Genomic DNA, 15350 nt, shown 5'->3' on the forward strand with positions numbered 1-15350 from the left:
GCGGATTGCCCCTACCAACTACACGGAAACGGCAGGTTGGCGCCGCAGTGGAAGGGATTAGGAACTTTCGTAATCGCGTGGCTCACCACGATTCGATTCTTGATACCGATGTCCCGTTTGAATGCGATCGAATATTTGCGGTGGCGAACTATGTTGATCCTGCGTTCGAGCATTTTCTTAAGGCAGTAGACCGCGTTGAGTCCCTGTACAACCGGCGCCCGACCGAACCAGCAGATACTTTGTTAGTTCCTGGAAAGAAGGAATGGGAGCTTTATAAAAAGACGTCTGTGTATGTCTGTAAATCAGGACGAACGTTTCGTCCTGTGCGTCATCTTGCGTTTTATGTTGACAGAAAGATTCAAACTGAGATTCCTGCGGTCAAGTATCGGCAGGACAATATCACCTGGAATTTGAACGAGGCGCGGCTCTTAAGGAAAGAGGCAAAAGACCGCAACAGGCCTGAACTGCGGAAAATCGCGCAAGCCATTGAAGAGCTATCTCAAAATGGATGGTGTGATGGCAGTGGGGTTGAAGGTCGGTATCAAGCGTTTGTGTTGACCTCAAAGGACGAAACGCAACCACTTGGAGCGCATCGGACTTTGCCAAGTGAAATTGAAAATACTGCGTCCGGTAAAGGCAGTGGTTGGGTGACTAAGCAGCGCTATTTGTACTTAGAGCGACTTATGCAGCAAGGTGCGGCCTACCTGGCGTAGATCCTGCGACAAGGTGAAAAAGAACCGCGCGGTAGTATTCCCCGCATGGAATCCACCAGCACACCCGCGCAGCGCTGGGGCTTCTTTGCTGTTGTATCTCTCGGCCTGCTCATGATCGGGCTGGATAATTCAATTTTGTACACGGCGTTGCCCGCGCTTGAACGTAGTCTCGGCGCAGGTCCCAGCGAGGGCCTGTGGATCATTAACGCCTACCCGCTCGCACTTGCGGGCCTTCTGCTTGGCACAGGCACGCTGGGGGACCGGGTGGGCCACCGCAAGATGTTCCTGATCGGTTTGGTGATTTTCGGTGTGGCGTCGCTGGGGGCGGCGTTCGCGCCGGGCACGGCTGAGATGATCGCGGCACGCGCGATGCTTGGCGTGGGCGCGGCGGTGATGATGCCGGCGACGTTGGCGTTGATCCGTCTGACGTTTTCCGACGAGCGCGAGCGCAACCTGGCCATCGGTATTTGGGGCGCGGTTGCCGTTGTTGGTGGTGCGCTGGGCCCGATGGTTGGTGGTCTGCTCCTGGAGTTCTTCTGGGTCGGTTCGGTGTTCCTCATCAACGTCCCGATTGTGCTGTTGGCGCTTGCGCTCACGATGTGGCTTGCTCCGCCGAATTTGCCGAATCCGAACAAGGCGTGGGATGTCATTTCTTCGCTGTATTCGCTGGTTGCGCTGTCGGGCCTGACGATGGCGATCAAGCAGGCTGCGAACACCCAAAGCGTCGCGCTGCTGGTCGGCTCGATCGTGGCGTGCGTGTTGGGCTCGTGGCTGTTTGTGCGGCGTCAGGCGCGCCTCGATGACCCGCTGCTCACCTTCGACATCTTCCGGTCCCGCATGTTCACCGGCGGCGTTGTTGCCGCGGCGGGTGGCATGTTCATCATGGCGGGCGCGGAATTGATGACGACGCAGAAGCTACAGCTTGTCGACGAATTTACGCCCCTGAAGGCCGGCACCACCGTCGTCGCCATGGCCGTGGCCGCCATTCCCGCGTCGACGCTCGGTGGCGCGTTTTTGCACAAGGTTGGCTTCATGCCGTTGATCGCTGGTGGTTTCGCGTTATCGGTGGTGGGGGCTGGTCTGCTGGTGGTGGGCGCGTCGTCGCATAGCGTGCTGTTCGAGGTTGTGTCGCTTGCGGTGTTAGGCTTTGCGGTGGGCTCGGTGATGAGTGTGTCGTCGATTGCGATCATTGGCGCGGCTCCGATGAACCGTTCCGGCATGGCGGCGGGTGTGGAGGAGGTCTCCTACGAGTTCGGCACCCTGACCACCGTCGCGCTGACCGGTTCGCTGCTCCAGCGGGGTCTGGATGGTGGCGCGACGTACACCGAGTCGTACGAGAATGTGCTGTTCGTGCTGGCCGTATCTGCGGTTGTGTTCGCGGCGGCCACGTGGTGGTGCTTCCGCGACAACCCGAAGTCGGGGTCGGTCAATGCCTGATATGAATCCGCGGGCGTGGCACCGCAAAGCCTCCAAGCCGGTGAGCATTTGGATGGGCGTGTTCATCATCGTGGGGCTTGTCCACCCGTTCATCCCTGAGGGATCGTGGCTGCTCATCCACATTTTTACGCTGGGCATTCTGACAAACTCGATCCTGTTGTGGTCGCAGACGCTCACTGAGCGCTTCCTGGGGCGCAAGCTTGACGACGCCACCCGCCCCGCCCAGCTCACCCGCACCTATCTGCTCAACGCCGGCGTCGTTGCCACGCTCGTTGGTCAGGTGGCGCTGTGGTACTGGCTGACCTGGGTCGGCGCGCTGGTCGTCGGCATTGTGGTGGCGTGGCATGCGGTGGTGTTGGCGGGGCAGGTGAGGGCGTCGCAACGAAGCAATGCGAGTGTGTACGGCTTCGTGGCCTCGGCGTGCTGTCTGCCGGTCGGTGCGCTGTTCGGCGCGGCGCTGTCGGCCGGACTGCCTGGTCAGTGGCACGGTGCGGTGCGCCAGGCGCACATGTTCATCAACGTTGGCGGCTTCGTCGGCTTTGCAGCCATGGGCGCGCTGAGCGTGCTGTTTCCCGCGATGTGGCGCACGCGCGCCGTGGGGAGGGTCGGTGTGGCACTGGTGCTCGCTGGCGCTGGCGTCACCGTGGCGGTCGCGGGTGCGCTGCTGCGGATGTCCGTGGTTACCGGCATCGGCACCATGGTGATCGTTGCGGGCTGGGCGTGGCTCTACCAGGGCTTTGTGGTTAACGCGCTGACGGTGCTTCGCGATCCCCGAGGTCGCATCACCTACCCAGCGCTATCGGCCCTGTTCGCGGTTGCGTGGCTGATTGGCGGGCTGACTTGGTACGCGGTGCGCCTGTTCGGCGGATCTACCGACATTCCAACGTTGCCGCTGCTGCTCGGGTTTGCAGCACAACTGCTCATCGGCGCGATGAGCTACCTCATGCCAACCATGATGGGCGGTGGGCCGGCAGCGGTGAAGGCCGGGCTCCGTGAACTCAACCGGGCTGCCTACGTGCGCGTCGGCCTGTTCAATGTGGCGCTGTTGGCATGGCTGGCGGTGAACAATTCCTACGCGCGGATTGTGCTGTCCTTCGTCGTATTTGGCGTGCTCGTGGCGTTCATTCCGCTGCTCGCACGGGCCGTGAAGGCGCAGGTGGCGTTGATTAAGGCGTCACGTCGACCCTAAAGAGCATCCCCATTGTTTTGTGCCCGGCGATGGTGCACCACCCGAGCGTGTCAACGTTGAACTCGCCGTAATAGGCGCTCGCGCTCTCGCCGGGGCTGAGTCGGCCCGAGTATCCCTCGCCAACTTTCAGGTCGTGTTCTTTGTCGCCGGAGTTTGTCAGGTTGACCACGAGTTTGGTGCCACGTGGAACCTCGACACGGTCGGGGATAAACCGCATGCCTTCGATGTCCACATCAACGTGGACGACGTCGTCGCCGGTGGGGATCTCACCTTGCGCAGGTGCGAGCAATGTCGCTGCCGTTGCGGTACCAGCGACGAGCGCAGTCACTGCGGACCAGGCGGCGAAGTGCGTTGTGCGTGCCACGGATCGGCTCCTTTGGTGTTCGTTGATGACGTTGAGATTGTATAATCCGAGAAAAACCAAGTTGGACTACAACTCAGCAACACATATAATTTTGGCGGACTTGATACACCCCTCAGGAGAACGCGCATGGAACGTAGGTATGCTCCGCGGCCAGCTGGTGAGCTGATAACCGCCGTCCACCGCCTGAGCGCGAAACAAGTCGAGGTTTTCCAAGAGGTGCAGTCCCACGCCGAAGGCATCCAGGTTGCTGAAATTGGCGAAGCACTGGGCATGCATCCCAACACTGTGCGCGGGCACCTCGACGAGCTCATGGCCGCCGGGGTGATCAGTCGCAGGGTTGCCACTGGTTCTGGCAGGGGGCGCCCGTCGCATATTTACACCGCACGCGTTGCGCCTACGAGCCGGGCATCGGGTGCGATTGTGTCGCTCGTGGAGGTGCTGGCCAGCCAACTGTCTGCCGACGACACCGATGCCGCCAAGGCACTTGGCCGCGAGTGGGCAGACCGTGTGAACGAAGGTCGCGACAACGGCGCAGATGAGGTGGACCTGGCCACGGCTGAACGACAAATCGCGGAACTGCTGCGCGAGCTGGGCTTTGACCCGCTGCAGCGTCCAGATGCGACCACCCGGAAAGTGCGCGAACTTAGCCTCAATGCCTGCCCGTTTGTCACCGAGAGCAACAAACGTCCGGCTCCGGTAATTTGTGCGCTGCACGAGGGGTTTCTGGACGGGAGGCTTGGCGGCGTCAAGGTGCAACTGCGCCCCCACGACAGGCCGGGGGAGTGCGGTGCCCGGCTGACCAAGCGTGCTTAGGACACGAGCCAGTCATTCGGACTGAACAGCTCGTAGAAGACGTTCGCTGGCGCCTTGTCTTCCGGGAGGGCGGCAAGGTCGTCGCGTAGCGACTGCAAGAAGCCGGTCCCGCCACAGAGGTAGACGTCGGCGCCTGCGACATCGATGTTGTGGATGTCGATGCGCTCACCGCTGTCGCGGAAGAACGGGTGGATCGAGCCGTCGTTGAGCGCGGCCACCAGGTCGCGGCTTTCCTGCGCTTGCGCCCAAGTGGCTTCCGACGAGTCTGAGTGCACGTAGGTCACCCGACGCGGATCGTCGTGCTTGACCAGGTGCGTGAGGATACCAGTCAGCGGCGTCGAACCAATGCCGGAGGAGATGAGCACAATCGGGTTCTCGCCCGGGCGCAGCACGAGATCGCCGGCGGCGAGAGTGGCATCGACGGTGTCGCCGACTGCGACGCGCTCCTGCAGGTACGACGACACTTCGCCGTCTTTCTGCACCGCGATGCGGTAGTGCGATGCGTCGCCATCGATGATCGAGTACTGACGCAGCTGGCGGGCGCCGTCGTCGAGCTTCACGCCGATCGACGTGTACTGCCCAGGCTTCGGCGCGGAGAAATCCCCCTCAACGGTGAACGCAGTGACCGTTTCGCTCAGGGCCTCCTTGGCGGTCACCGTGCCGCGGCGGAACACATCGCCATCCGCCACACCGTCAGAGGCGTAGAGCTCCTTTTCGTGCTTGATCAGTACGTCCGCCATCAGCCAGTAGACCGCGTCCCAGGCCTCGGCCACCTCGGGTGTGACGGCCTCACCGAGCGTTTCGGCGATCGCGGCCATCAAGTTGTCGTGCACGATCTGGTACTGGTCCTCCGTGATGCCGAGGGAGACGTGCTTGTGCGCGATGCGGTCGAGCATCATCACGGGGTCGGGCTGGGAGTCGTCGACAAGATGCGCCGCGAACTTCACCACCGACGCGGCCAGCGCCTTCTGCTGTGCGTTCTGCTTCTGGTTGCCGCGGTTGAACAGGTCGGAGATGAGCTCCGGGTGCGCCGCGAACATCTTGGAGTAGAAGGTGGTCGCGATGGTCTGCATGTTGTCGGCGACCGGTGCGAGCGTGGCCTTCACAGTCTCAGCGTGCGCATCCGAGAGATACTTGCGTTTCGAGTCGGGGAACGTGTCAACGTACATCAGGGCCTCCTTGAAGTCGCGGATCGAATAAACACGATTATAGCCGTTTTAAAACAGGTCGCGTGTTGCGGAGTCGATGTCTTGGATGAGGAAACAGTTTGAATACGGCAGGTCCTCCGCCTCCCCGAACGTGTCTAAAAAGTCCACAGCGAAGTGGTTCAACAGCGGAGCCTGGTTCTGTTGTTGCCGCCCGCGTAGCACCACCCGGGCAAATCCGATGTCTTGCTCCCTAAACGACTCGAATAGCGCGTCTTTCAACGCGTCCGCCTCCGGTGTGTTGCTGGTGGGGAAACAGACACGAAAGTCACGCGGGATCCAGTGGTAGATGGCATTTGCGTACTCGAAAATCAGGTCGGGATCGGTGGTGGACGTGAGTTCGTCGTAAAGCAAACGCGCGGGTGCCGCGGAAGGGTTACGGGCCACAACGTGATGTAGCGATTCGCCGACCGCAGCAACGAGCGGGCCCGCAGCGGGGGATTCGACCAGTAGGCCCGTACACTCCTGGGCGCGGGCGCACGACAAGTAGTACTCGACCGCGCTCGTGCCGCAGCCCACCAGGCTGTCCAGGTAGTCGTCGATGCCGACGCGCACATCGCGCAGGATCTCGTGTGGCAGCTCCGTGCCGTCGTCGTCCACGTCCACCCGCAGAGATACTCTTCCGAGGGGAAATGCGCGGTCGATAAAGACCAGTGGGACGGTCTCCTCCGGGACCATGTCCAGTGAAAACACCTGGCGTCCTTCGCGGACGAATTCGTCTGCGGTGAGTGAGCCGATACGCACGCTAAACGTGTCGGGGTCGGGCAGGCGCATGATGTCGAAGTCGGCGGGGGACTGGGTGTCGTCGACAATCGCGTACTCGGTCACTCCTGGGATCGGCCGCGTCAACGGCTGAGGCATCACCGCGCGGAGCTCGTCCCAGGCGCCGTCCATCGCGTCTTCGATATCGAACTCACCCGCAAGCTGCGTTGCGTACCGGGCGAGAGAGTGGGCGTAGACAAACCGGGGTTCGACCCGTTCCAACTGCTCCATCGCCTGCCGCAGCGCGTCGAGGTAGAAAAACTGATCGGAGACGTGCATGTCGGCTGCGTCTCCCGCCAGGTCAAAGCACTGCCGCGCATACGCGAGCGTCGCGTAGTCCATGGGAGTTTTAAAACCACGGGTCGGGCGTGGTTTCCAGACCGCGAAGAAGTCGTCCATAAAAGCCTGCACGTTGTGCAGATCGCGGTCGTTCAGATCGCCCCAGATCTTCCACGTAACTTCAAGGCCGTGTGGGCGGGCGGTGCCACTGTAATCGCTCATGAGGTGAATCTAACCACCGCGCACGACACGAGGCGAACAGGTGTTCGAACATGTTCGAATGTGTCGTGCTCGGGCCTACACTTGCCACCATGCCTTCGCCAGTGACTGAATACCTGCAGGACATCGTCGAATCCGTGCGCGACCACGACTCCGGCCACCGCGCCGACTACATCGACGTGCTCAAACACGCTGACCCCGACAAGCTCGGCCTCGCACTCTGCACTGCGGACGGACAGCTCTACGCGGTCGGGGACTGCGACTACAAGTTCTCCATCCAGTCCATCTCCAAACCGTTCGTCTACGCGCTGGCGCTGGACATGTACGGTCCCGATGAGGTCCACGCCCACGTCGGCGTTGAGCCCTCCGGTGAGGCATTCAACGCGCTTTCGCTTGACGACGAAGGCCGCCCCGCCAACCCACTTATCAACGCCGGCGCCATCACCGTCAACCAACTTATCGGCGGCCCCGACATCCCCGTGGAGCAGCGCAGCGAGAAACTCCGCGCCTACTTCTCCCGCCTTGCCGGCCGCGAACTGAGCATTGATCAGCGGGTATTCGAATCCGAGAAGGCAACCGCCGACCGCAACAAGGCGTTCGCCCACATGCTGCGCGAAGCGGGCACGATTAGCGACGATGCCCACGAGGCCGTCGCCTCTTATATCGCCCAATGCGCCATTCTGGCCACCGTGAAAGACCTCGCCGTCATGGCTGCCACCCTTGCCAACGCTGGCATCCAGCCGGTCACCGGTGAGCGCATCGTCTCGGCGGAAGCAGCTCGCCTCGCCCAGGCAGTCATGGTCTCCGCAGGCATGTACGACGCCTCCGGGCGCTGGATGGTCAACGTCGGCATCCCTGCGAAGTCAGGCGTGGCCGGCGGTTTGATCGGGACGTTGCCAGGCCAGTTAGGTATTGCGTCGCTAAGCCCGCGCCTGGATAAACAGGGCAACTCCGTGCGCGGCGTGAAAATCTTCCGAGAACTGTCCAGCTCCATGGGGCTGAACCTGCTGTCGTCGAACTTCTACTTCGCGCCGGGCATCCGTCGCATTGAACGCCGCGACGACGCCGAAATCGTCGAACTGCAAGGCATGATCACGTTCACCTCCGCCGAAAGGATCCTGCGTGGTCTTTCCGAGCGCCGTCTGACCAGCACAAACCTCATCCTTGACGTCTCTGGCGTGACCGCATTTAACAAGGCCGGCCGCGACCTGATCAAAGACGGCCTCATGCAGTACCGGGACGAGGGCTACAACATCTCCATCTACGACCCGGACCACACGCTGTCGGACTACGAGTTTGCCGACGGCACCACAGCCCAAGCCATCCGCGACTTCACCGCATCTTTCTCCGTCCCCGCCACGCGCGAAGAGGTCTACCAAGCGATCACCAAACCCAAAACCTGGTGGGATGAACGCGTCGAAGGCGACGCCGCCGAACAAGGCTCCGAGTTCCACTACTCCGACGACGACCGCTACGTCGGCTTCTCCGTCAAGGAAGCCGACGACGGCAAACGCATCGTCTGGGACGTCGAACCAACCGACAACCCCAAGGAAGACCACGAGTGGGACGACACCTCCCTCATCTTTGACATCGAAGAGGACGAATCCGGCAAAACCAAGGTCAACTTCACCCACCGCGGCATGCGGCCCCACGACAGCGGCTACGAAGAAATTGCCAAGGAGTGGCGCGAGCGCATCGCCAAGGGCCTGCAGCCGCTCATTCGGCGCAGGGAGGAAAATTCGACCGATTCATGACGGAAAAAACGACCGATTCACGACGGAAAATTGGTATGGTTCGTGTCTATGGGATACCTGCAACGGGCCGTAGACACCCAACTTGACCAGCTCCTTCCGTATGCGTCTGCTATTGCGGTTGAGGGGCCGAAAGGTGTCGGCAAAACCGAAACTGCGCGCCGGCGAGCGCCGACGGTGCTCAAGCTCGACACGGATGAGGGTGCCGGAGTTCTCGCCTCCGATCCGGCGTTCACCGCAAGCCCTGATGGCACGATCTTGATCGATGAATGGCAGCGCCACCCCGAGTCCTGGGATTACGTCAGGCGGGCGGTGGATAATGGTGCTCCCGCCGGGCGTTTTCTCCTGACCGGCTCAGCCACTCCCGTAGCCGGGACTGATACTCACAGCGGAGCAGGGCGCATCTTGTCAATGCGAATGAGACCGTTGGCGTTGTTTGAACGGCGTGGCTGGGAGTCGTCGATAAGCATGCGCGAACTTTTTCAAGGTGACGCAACCATCGCAGGCGAGACCGACAAAACCCTGAAAGACTACATTGACGCGATAGCGTCCGGCGGCTTCCCGGGCTTCTATGAAGCGCCACCGGTACTCCGCAACCAGCAGCTGGACTCCTATCTCACCCGTGTGGTGGATCGCGACCTCCCTGAGCAGGGCTACACCGCGCGCAACCCAACAGCGTTGATGAACTGGCTAGCGGCGTACGCAGCAGCCAGCTCCACGACGACGAGCTACCAGGAGATTCTCGACGCAGCCACGCCCGGACAAACCAACAAACCCGCTAAATCCACGACGATGGTGTACAGAGAAAAACTCGCCGAGTTGTGGATGCTGGACCCCGTGCCAGCTTGGGATATGCGACGCTCCCCGTTCGCTGGCCTCGCGAAAGCACCGAAACACCAGCTTGCGGACCCAGCGTTTGTCCTGCGTCTGCTGGAGATTCCAGCTGCGAAACTCACGGGGCGGTTTAACTATCTGCTCGGACCACTGTTCGAGTCGCTCGCCACCCTCACCGTGCGGGTAGCGGCGCAAGCATCCTTCGGTACCGTCGGCCACTTCCGCACGGTCAAAGGGGATCGAGAGGTCGACCTCATTGCGCAGGACCAAGACGGTGCGATCGTGGCATTGGAGGTCAAACTGGCCGCCAACGTGGGTGACGACGACGTCAAGCACCTGCTTTGGTTGCGCGAGAAACTCCCGGACGATGTTGTGGACGCGGTGATCCTCACCACCGGCACCCGCGCCTACCGCCGCCCCGACGGAATCGCGGTCGTACCGCTGGCGCTGCTCGGTGCGTAGGCTCGGGCACATGTTGGATCGCACAATCTGGTGGCACGTCTACCCGCTCGCCGCGCTCGGCGCGCCGATCCGCGACACTAAAGATGCCGCACACCGCCTACGCGGACTCGAGGCGTGGCTGGACTACCTGGTCGAACTCGGCTGCAATGGCCTGCTGCTCGGTCCCATTTTCGAGTCGGTCACCCATGGCTACGACACCCTCGACCACCTGCGCATTGACGCAAGGCTTGGCGACGACACCGACATCGACTGGCTTATCAACGCCTGCGCAACCCGTGGCATCAACATAATGCTCGACGGGGTCTTTAACCACGTGGCCCGCACCCACCCTTGGGTTGAGCAAGGTCTTGCCGGCGACACGGACTGGGAGGGTCACAACGAACTGGCCACACTCCACCACGACGAGCGAGAGATCCGGGATGCGGTCGTCGACATCATGTGCCACTGGCTGCGCCGCGGCATCGCGGGGTGGCGCCTCGACGTCGCCTACGCCGTCCCGTCCGAATTCTGGCGCGACGTGCTCTCCCGCGTTCGCGAGGAGTTCCCTGACGCAATGTTCCTCGGGGAGGTCATCCACGGCGACTACGCAGAGATCGCCGCGGCCGGCACGCTCGACGCAGTCACCCAGTATGAACTGTGGAAAGCCACCTGGTCATCGCTTGCCGACGCCAACTTTTGGGAACTCGCCCATGCCCTCGAACGCCACCCCGCCGACCTGTTGACCAACACGTTCATCGGCAACCACGATGTGGACAGGATCGCCTCCACAGTCGGATCCGACAAACTGATCCTCGCCGCCGCGATTCTCATGACCGTGCCCGGCATGCCGTCGATCTACTACGGCGATGAACAAGGCTTCACCGGCACCCGCGGCGAGGGCTGGTCTGCCGACGACGCCGTCCGCCCCGCCCTGCCAACCACCCCGGCCGAACTCTCGCCACTGGGTGGGTGGATTTTTACGGAGTATCAGAAGCTGATTGGGGTGCGTCGCCGCAACGCATGGCTCACACGCGCACGCGTTGAGGTGCTGGATAAAACCAACGAAACGATCTCGTTTACCTGCACCGACGGCGAACACACCCTCCAGACCGACCTGTGGCTTGACCCCACGCCCGGCGTGCGAATCCACGCCGACGGCAACGAGCTTTACAGCTGGATGTTGAAGTAAGCCAGGATTTGCGCCAACGCGTCCTGCAGCATCTTCAGCAGGTCCGGCAACTGCAGCGTGGTCACGCCCGCGACCGGCACATCAACCGACGGCACGCCAGCCGGGGTGAGGTTGATGCGCTCCGGGAACTGTGGCTGAATCTTCGGCTGCTGCTTTGGCTGCGGGGCTGGTTGCTGGGCAGGTGCTGGCTGCTGCGCGGGCGCGTTCTGCTTCGGCGCAGCGTTGTTGGCGTTGTTGGCGTTGTTGGAGTTGGTGTTGTTGCCGCCGGTGGTGCCTTTGAGGCCGCAGCGGTTGGCGGCTTCGTCGACACGCGAAAGCGCATCCAGGATCTGCGGGCCGCGACGGTCGAACATCGCGATCGTGCGCGCCTGGCGGACTTTTTGCTGGTAGTCGGCGTCGTTGGTCCAGTAGCGGGAGGCCTGGTCGCACGAGATTGGACCGGACGGCAGCTTCGCCAGGGTGTCGTCGATGGCGTCAGCCTGGGCGGTCGGCGCGGCGGCGATCGTGCCGGCCAGCGCCGCGGTCATAGCGAGAGTACGAAACTTCATGCGGGACAGTATGTCACGGATGGGGCAGATGTGACAGGTGGTGCGAGCCTTGGAAGGGCGTGAAACCTTCATATGCAGGGCTCGATATGCGTAAGTCCAGGTAGGAGGGTTTTCGAGAAATTGTGGCCGAAATTCGGAAAACGCGGTGACCAGCGGTTACGCATATCGAGCCCTGCATATGAACCGAAATGGCGGAACTACGCCCCGACGAAGCGGCGGATCAGGGAACGGTACGCCCGGACCGTGAGGTCGACGTCTTCGAGGGAGACGGATTCGTCGTGGCTGTGGAGCTCACCTAGAACAGACCCCAGCGTTTCGCCGCGCCCGTGGAGGGCGAATCCGTAGCCGACACCACCTTTACGACGAGCAAAGCGCAGGTCGGATCCACCCGCCGCGATCGTCGGGACGACGGGGACGTCGGGGAAGAATTCGTGGAAGGTGTCCACGATGGCGTCGTAAAGCGGGCCCGAGGTGGGGGAGACGGTGCCGGGTTCGGTGATGAGGTGGGTGATCTCCACCTCGTCGGCAAGGTCGCCGAGCGCTTCCCGCAGCAGATCGTCGATCTCTTCTTGCGTTTGGCCAGGCAAGGGCCGGATGTCGAGCTCCATCCAAGCGACGGACGGCAACACGTTGATCGCCTCGCCGGCACGCAGCACGGTGGGGGAGATGGTGAGGTGGCTCATGGCGTGGGAGTAGCTCTGCAGCTGACCGAACGCTTCGTAGCCTTCGCCCCGAAGCAACGCCTTTTCGGTGTCGGGGTCGAATTTCCAGGCGCGGACGTAGCCCTCCCAGATGTCGTCGCTACGCACTTCGGGCGTGATGGTGGCGATGCGGCGCGCGACCTCACCGATCTTGGTTACCGCCATGTCGCGGCCGAACGGCGCGGAGCCGTGGCCGGCGTCGCCATGCACCGTCAAACGCCGCTGAGCTGCGCCCTTCTCGCCGACGACGACCACGAGCGCGTCGGAGCCGTCGGACACAGGCAGGTGGGAGCCGCCCTCCTCGGACAGGCAGTTCGCCCAAGGGAACGACGCGTTCTCCGAAAGCCACGCCGCGCCGAGGCCGCCACGGGCCTCCTCGTCGGCGCATCCCACAAAGGTCAGGGTGCCTTTCGGGCGCACACCGGACAGGGCAACGTCGCGCACAGCCGCCGCCATCGCTGCGGTGATGTAGAGCATGTCGGTGGCGCCGCGCCCGTACATGCGGCCGTTTTTGATCTCACCCCCGAACGGGTCAACTGTCCATTTATCCTCGTCGACGGGCACGACATCGGTGTGGCCCAAAAGGGTGAGTGGCTCAGCGTTGGGGTCGGTGCCTTCGATGGAAAACGCTACGGAAACTCGACCCGGATGGGGTTCGAAGCGTTCTACGTCTACACGGGTATCCCCGAAGAATTCCTGCAGCGTGCGGGCGTTTCTTTCCTCGTGTCCAGAATCTGCCGTTAGGTTGTTGACGCATCCATTTCTAATAAGGGCATGTAACAGTTCCAGGGTGTCATCGGTTAGGCTCATACCACATAACACTAATGTCGGAAATCTTTTGGAGACATGGGATGACTGAAACTACCCTCCCGGGCCGCCGCTCGGACAGCCAAGACCCGCGCGCGCTGCGCACTCGCAAGGCGCTAATCGACGCCACCATGCGCCTCCTCAACGACTACGAAGTCGCTGAGCTCAACGTCTCGCAAATCGTGAAAGAAGCAGGCGTGAGCCGTCAGGTGTTTTACCAGCACTTTGAGGACCGCGACGCCCTCGTGCTCGCCACCGCAGCGCAGTGGGTCTTGGCGGCCTACGGCAGTTTCGCGGAACGATTCAGCATTGACAAGAACTTTGAAGCGTCGGTCACTGCACTGGCACAGGCGACCGCTGGTCACTACACCGCCGCCACGCGCATCATCGACTCGCCGATCCACAGCCTCCTGGATAACCAGGTCTACGAGGTCATGCTGCCCACCATGCGCGAACAACTCCTGCCCCGCGCCGCCCGTTGGGAAAACGCGGACATGAAGCTTGTCGACGATATGGCCCGGTTCTACATCGCAGGCATGCAGCAACTCATTGAGCAGTGCATCCGCGAAGGCGTTCCCGCAGAGGAGTTTGGTCGCCGCGCCGAAGCCGTGCGCCGCGTGCTCATTCGTGAGTAGCCTGGCGGGGTATGAACCAGGTACGTGAGGTCGTCGAAAAGCTAAAAGCCCTGTACAACGCGTCGTGCGACATTGCACGCGCCGGGGACTTCGAACGCTACGGGGAAGTGCGCTACCCCAAACTCACCGTTGACGTGCTCGAATGGCGCCCCATCGACCGCTCCAAAACCTTCGGCTACGTCGACAAAGCCGGCACCTCCTCCGCCGTCCTCTCCCGCCCCGACCTGCTCGAGGACTACCTCATCGCCCAACTCGAGGCGCTGACCTCGAACTATCCGTGCTCCATGCGTGTGGAGTACTCCGATATCGTCATCCCGCCCGCCTACATCAAGGGCACACCGCCTATCGACGAAACACGCAACCTGCCCCGACCCGCCCTCGACGACGTCCACGACGCCATTGTCGACGGCCACTGGGACGCCTTCCACGGTCCGGAAAAACCCCTGTTCCACTTCGGCCCGCAACGCTTCGACCTCGCCATCGCGCGACTCGAGCACTACACCGGCATCGACGTAGACACCCTGCAGCGCTACATCCTGTTCACCAACTACGCCATGCACGTCACCGAATTCGTGCGCTTCGGCCTGCGTGAACTTTCCGACCCCGACTCGCGCTACACCCGCCTCGTCCTCCCCTCCGGCGAAACAGTTTCCGACACCGTCGCGCTCGAAGACCTGGAGCTGGGGTCGAAGTTCCAGATGCCGCGCTACGACCTGATCACCGAAAACGGCGACGGCATCACCATGATCAACATCGGCGTCGGCCCCTCCAACGCCAAAACCATCACCGACTCGCTGGCCGTTCTGCGTCCGGAAGCGTGGATCATGATCGGCCACTGCGCCGGCCTGGACGCCCGCATGCGCATCGGCGACCTCATCCTCGGCAACGCCTACGAACGCCACGACCACGTTCTCGACGACTACCTGCGCCGCGAACTGCCCATCCCCGCCGTCCCCGAAGTGCAACGCACCCTGGAAAAGGCCGTGACCAAGGTGTACGGCGACGACACGTCGTTGATGCGCACCGGCACCGTCCTGTCCACCGGCGACCGGAACTGGGAGTGGAAAGACCCGCAGGACCTGTGGGAATGGCTCCGGGGATCCACCGCCGCAGCCGTAGACATGGAGTCCTGCACCATCGCCGCCAACGGCTACCGCTACCGCGTCCCCTACGGCACCCTGCTCGCGGTGTCCGACCTGCCGTTGCACGCTGTGCCGAAACTGCCCGCCGGCGCCCAGGCGTTCTACTCCAACTCGAAGGAAGCCCACGTCATGTGTGCCGTGCGTGCGATGGAGAAGCTTGCCCGGCGCCCCGAACGCCTGCGCACCCGGAAGTTGCGCCGCACGATCGGTGAGGTCCCGTTCCGGTAGGCCCTTCGCGCTTCATATGCAGGGCTCGATATGCGTAACCCCTGGTCACGGCGTTTTGCGGAAAATTGGCCAAAATTTCTGAAAACGCGCCGA

13 protein-coding genes and 1 pseudogene are annotated in these 15350 nt (G+C 62.3%); 9 read left to right on the forward strand and 5 right to left on the reverse strand.

Annotation, left to right across the window (positions count from 1 at the left end; genetic code table 11):
- The 3 genes and pseudogenes from HMPREF2736_RS12270 to HMPREF2736_RS10660 all read left to right on the forward strand — a co-directional run.
- A pseudogene (locus HMPREF2736_RS12270) lies at positions 1-713 on the forward strand (hypothetical protein); the annotation flags it as partial.
- Positions 714-758: 45 nt separating this feature from the next.
- Positions 759-2150 (forward strand): MFS transporter, encoded by a 1392-nt coding sequence (locus tag HMPREF2736_RS10655; RefSeq protein WP_070829710.1) that lies wholly within the window; start codon positions 759-761, stop codon positions 2148-2150.
- Positions 2143-3339: a hypothetical protein gene (locus tag HMPREF2736_RS10660; protein WP_070829711.1), complete on the forward strand. Its 1197-nt coding sequence runs from the start codon at positions 2143-2145 to the stop codon at positions 3337-3339. The genes HMPREF2736_RS10655 and HMPREF2736_RS10660 overlap by 8 nt, the downstream gene beginning before the upstream one ends.
- Here HMPREF2736_RS10660 and HMPREF2736_RS10665 read toward each other — a convergent pair.
- Positions 3317-3703 (reverse strand): cupredoxin domain-containing protein, encoded by a 387-nt coding sequence (locus tag HMPREF2736_RS10665; protein ID WP_070829713.1) that lies wholly within the window; start codon positions 3701-3703, stop codon positions 3317-3319. The genes HMPREF2736_RS10660 and HMPREF2736_RS10665 overlap by 23 nt on opposite strands.
- A gap of 126 nt (positions 3704-3829) precedes the next feature.
- Here HMPREF2736_RS10665 and HMPREF2736_RS10670 point away from each other — a divergent pair, with 126 nt between their 5' ends.
- Entirely contained in the window at positions 3830-4516 is a 687-nt protein-coding gene (locus tag HMPREF2736_RS10670; RefSeq protein ID WP_070421963.1) for a helix-turn-helix transcriptional regulator, read from the forward strand.
- Here the strand turns inward: HMPREF2736_RS10670 and HMPREF2736_RS10675 are convergent.
- Positions 4513-5685 carry a globin domain-containing protein gene (locus HMPREF2736_RS10675; RefSeq protein WP_070421964.1) on the reverse strand — a complete coding sequence of 391 codons (1173 nt, stop codon included), beginning with the start codon at positions 5683-5685 and terminating at the stop codon, positions 4513-4515. The genes HMPREF2736_RS10670 and HMPREF2736_RS10675 overlap by 4 nt on opposite strands.
- A 48-nt stretch (positions 5686-5733) precedes the next feature.
- Entirely contained in the window at positions 5734-6984 is a 1251-nt protein-coding gene (locus HMPREF2736_RS10680) for a hypothetical protein (RefSeq protein WP_070421965.1), read from the reverse strand.
- 89 nt (positions 6985-7073) lie between these two features.
- Here HMPREF2736_RS10680 and HMPREF2736_RS10685 point away from each other — a divergent pair, with 89 nt between their 5' ends.
- From HMPREF2736_RS10685 to HMPREF2736_RS10695, 3 genes are read left to right on the forward strand one after another with little or no spacing between them, the layout of a single operon-like run.
- Positions 7074-8735, forward strand: a complete 1662-nt coding sequence (locus tag HMPREF2736_RS10685; RefSeq protein WP_070452048.1) for a glutaminase — start codon at positions 7074-7076, stop codon at positions 8733-8735.
- Positions 8736-8783: 48 nt separating this feature from the next.
- The gene (locus HMPREF2736_RS10690) at positions 8784-10028 is read left to right on the forward strand and encodes an ATP-binding protein (RefSeq protein ID WP_070829715.1); all 1245 of its coding nucleotides are present in this window, start codon (positions 8784-8786) and stop codon (positions 10026-10028) included.
- Between the two features lie 10 nt (positions 10029-10038).
- A complete protein-coding gene (locus HMPREF2736_RS10695) occupies positions 10039-11196 on the forward strand; it encodes an alpha-amylase family protein (protein WP_070829717.1) in 1158 nt (385 codons plus the stop codon).
- Here HMPREF2736_RS10695 and HMPREF2736_RS10700 read toward each other — a convergent pair.
- Positions 11175-11744: a hypothetical protein gene (locus HMPREF2736_RS10700; RefSeq protein ID WP_070829719.1), complete on the reverse strand. Its 570-nt coding sequence runs from the start codon at positions 11742-11744 to the stop codon at positions 11175-11177. The genes HMPREF2736_RS10695 and HMPREF2736_RS10700 overlap by 22 nt on opposite strands.
- Before the next feature lie 197 nt (positions 11745-11941).
- The gene (locus HMPREF2736_RS10705) at positions 11942-13255 is read right to left on the reverse strand and encodes a M20/M25/M40 family metallo-hydrolase (RefSeq protein ID WP_070829720.1); all 1314 of its coding nucleotides are present in this window, start codon (positions 13253-13255) and stop codon (positions 11942-11944) included.
- A 41-nt stretch (positions 13256-13296) separates the two neighbouring features.
- On the opposite strand from HMPREF2736_RS10705, the gene HMPREF2736_RS10710 reads away from it, so the two are divergent.
- A complete protein-coding gene (locus tag HMPREF2736_RS10710; RefSeq protein ID WP_070421969.1) occupies positions 13297-13887 on the forward strand; it encodes a TetR/AcrR family transcriptional regulator in 591 nt (196 codons plus the stop codon).
- A gap of 11 nt (positions 13888-13898) precedes the next feature.
- Complete coding sequence (amn, locus tag HMPREF2736_RS10715; protein WP_070829722.1) at positions 13899-15257, forward strand: AMP nucleosidase; 1359 nt, start codon at positions 13899-13901, stop codon at positions 15255-15257.
- Positions 15258-15350 lie beyond the last annotated feature (93 nt).

The organism is Corynebacterium sp. HMSC036E10 (assembly GCF_001836265.1).
Classification (GTDB): domain Bacteria; phylum Actinomycetota; class Actinomycetes; order Mycobacteriales; family Mycobacteriaceae; genus Corynebacterium; species Corynebacterium coyleae.

What these genes read in the sequence shown, in the direction of transcription:
- HMPREF2736_RS10655 (WP_070829710.1), top strand. Translation starts at nt 759, where the DNA reads ATGGAATCCACCAGCACACCCGCGCAGCGCTGGGGCTTCTTTGCTGTT.
- HMPREF2736_RS10660 (WP_070829711.1), top strand. Translation starts at nt 2,143, where the DNA reads ATGCCTGATATGAATCCGCGGGCGTGGCACCGCAAAGCCTCCAAGCCG.
- HMPREF2736_RS10670 (WP_070421963.1), top strand. Translation starts at nt 3,830, where the DNA reads ATGGAACGTAGGTATGCTCCGCGGCCAGCTGGTGAGCTGATAACCGCC.
- HMPREF2736_RS10675 (WP_070421964.1), bottom strand. Translation starts at nt 5,685, where the DNA reads ATGTACGTTGACACGTTCCCCGACTCGAAACGCAAGTATCTCTCGGAT.
- HMPREF2736_RS10680 (WP_070421965.1), bottom strand. Translation starts at nt 6,984, where the DNA reads ATGAGCGATTACAGTGGCACCGCCCGCCCACACGGCCTTGAAGTTACG.
- HMPREF2736_RS10685 (WP_070452048.1), top strand. Translation starts at nt 7,074, where the DNA reads ATGCCTTCGCCAGTGACTGAATACCTGCAGGACATCGTCGAATCCGTG.
- HMPREF2736_RS10690 (WP_070829715.1), top strand. Translation starts at nt 8,784, where the DNA reads ATGGGATACCTGCAACGGGCCGTAGACACCCAACTTGACCAGCTCCTT.
- HMPREF2736_RS10695 (WP_070829717.1), top strand. Translation starts at nt 10,039, where the DNA reads ATGTTGGATCGCACAATCTGGTGGCACGTCTACCCGCTCGCCGCGCTC.
- HMPREF2736_RS10700 (WP_070829719.1), bottom strand. Translation starts at nt 11,744, where the DNA reads ATGAAGTTTCGTACTCTCGCTATGACCGCGGCGCTGGCCGGCACGATC.
- HMPREF2736_RS10705 (WP_070829720.1), bottom strand. Translation starts at nt 13,255, where the DNA reads ATGAGCCTAACCGATGACACCCTGGAACTGTTACATGCCCTTATTAGA.
- HMPREF2736_RS10710 (WP_070421969.1), top strand. Translation starts at nt 13,297, where the DNA reads ATGACTGAAACTACCCTCCCGGGCCGCCGCTCGGACAGCCAAGACCCG.
- amn (WP_070829722.1), top strand. Translation starts at nt 13,899, where the DNA reads ATGAACCAGGTACGTGAGGTCGTCGAAAAGCTAAAAGCCCTGTACAAC.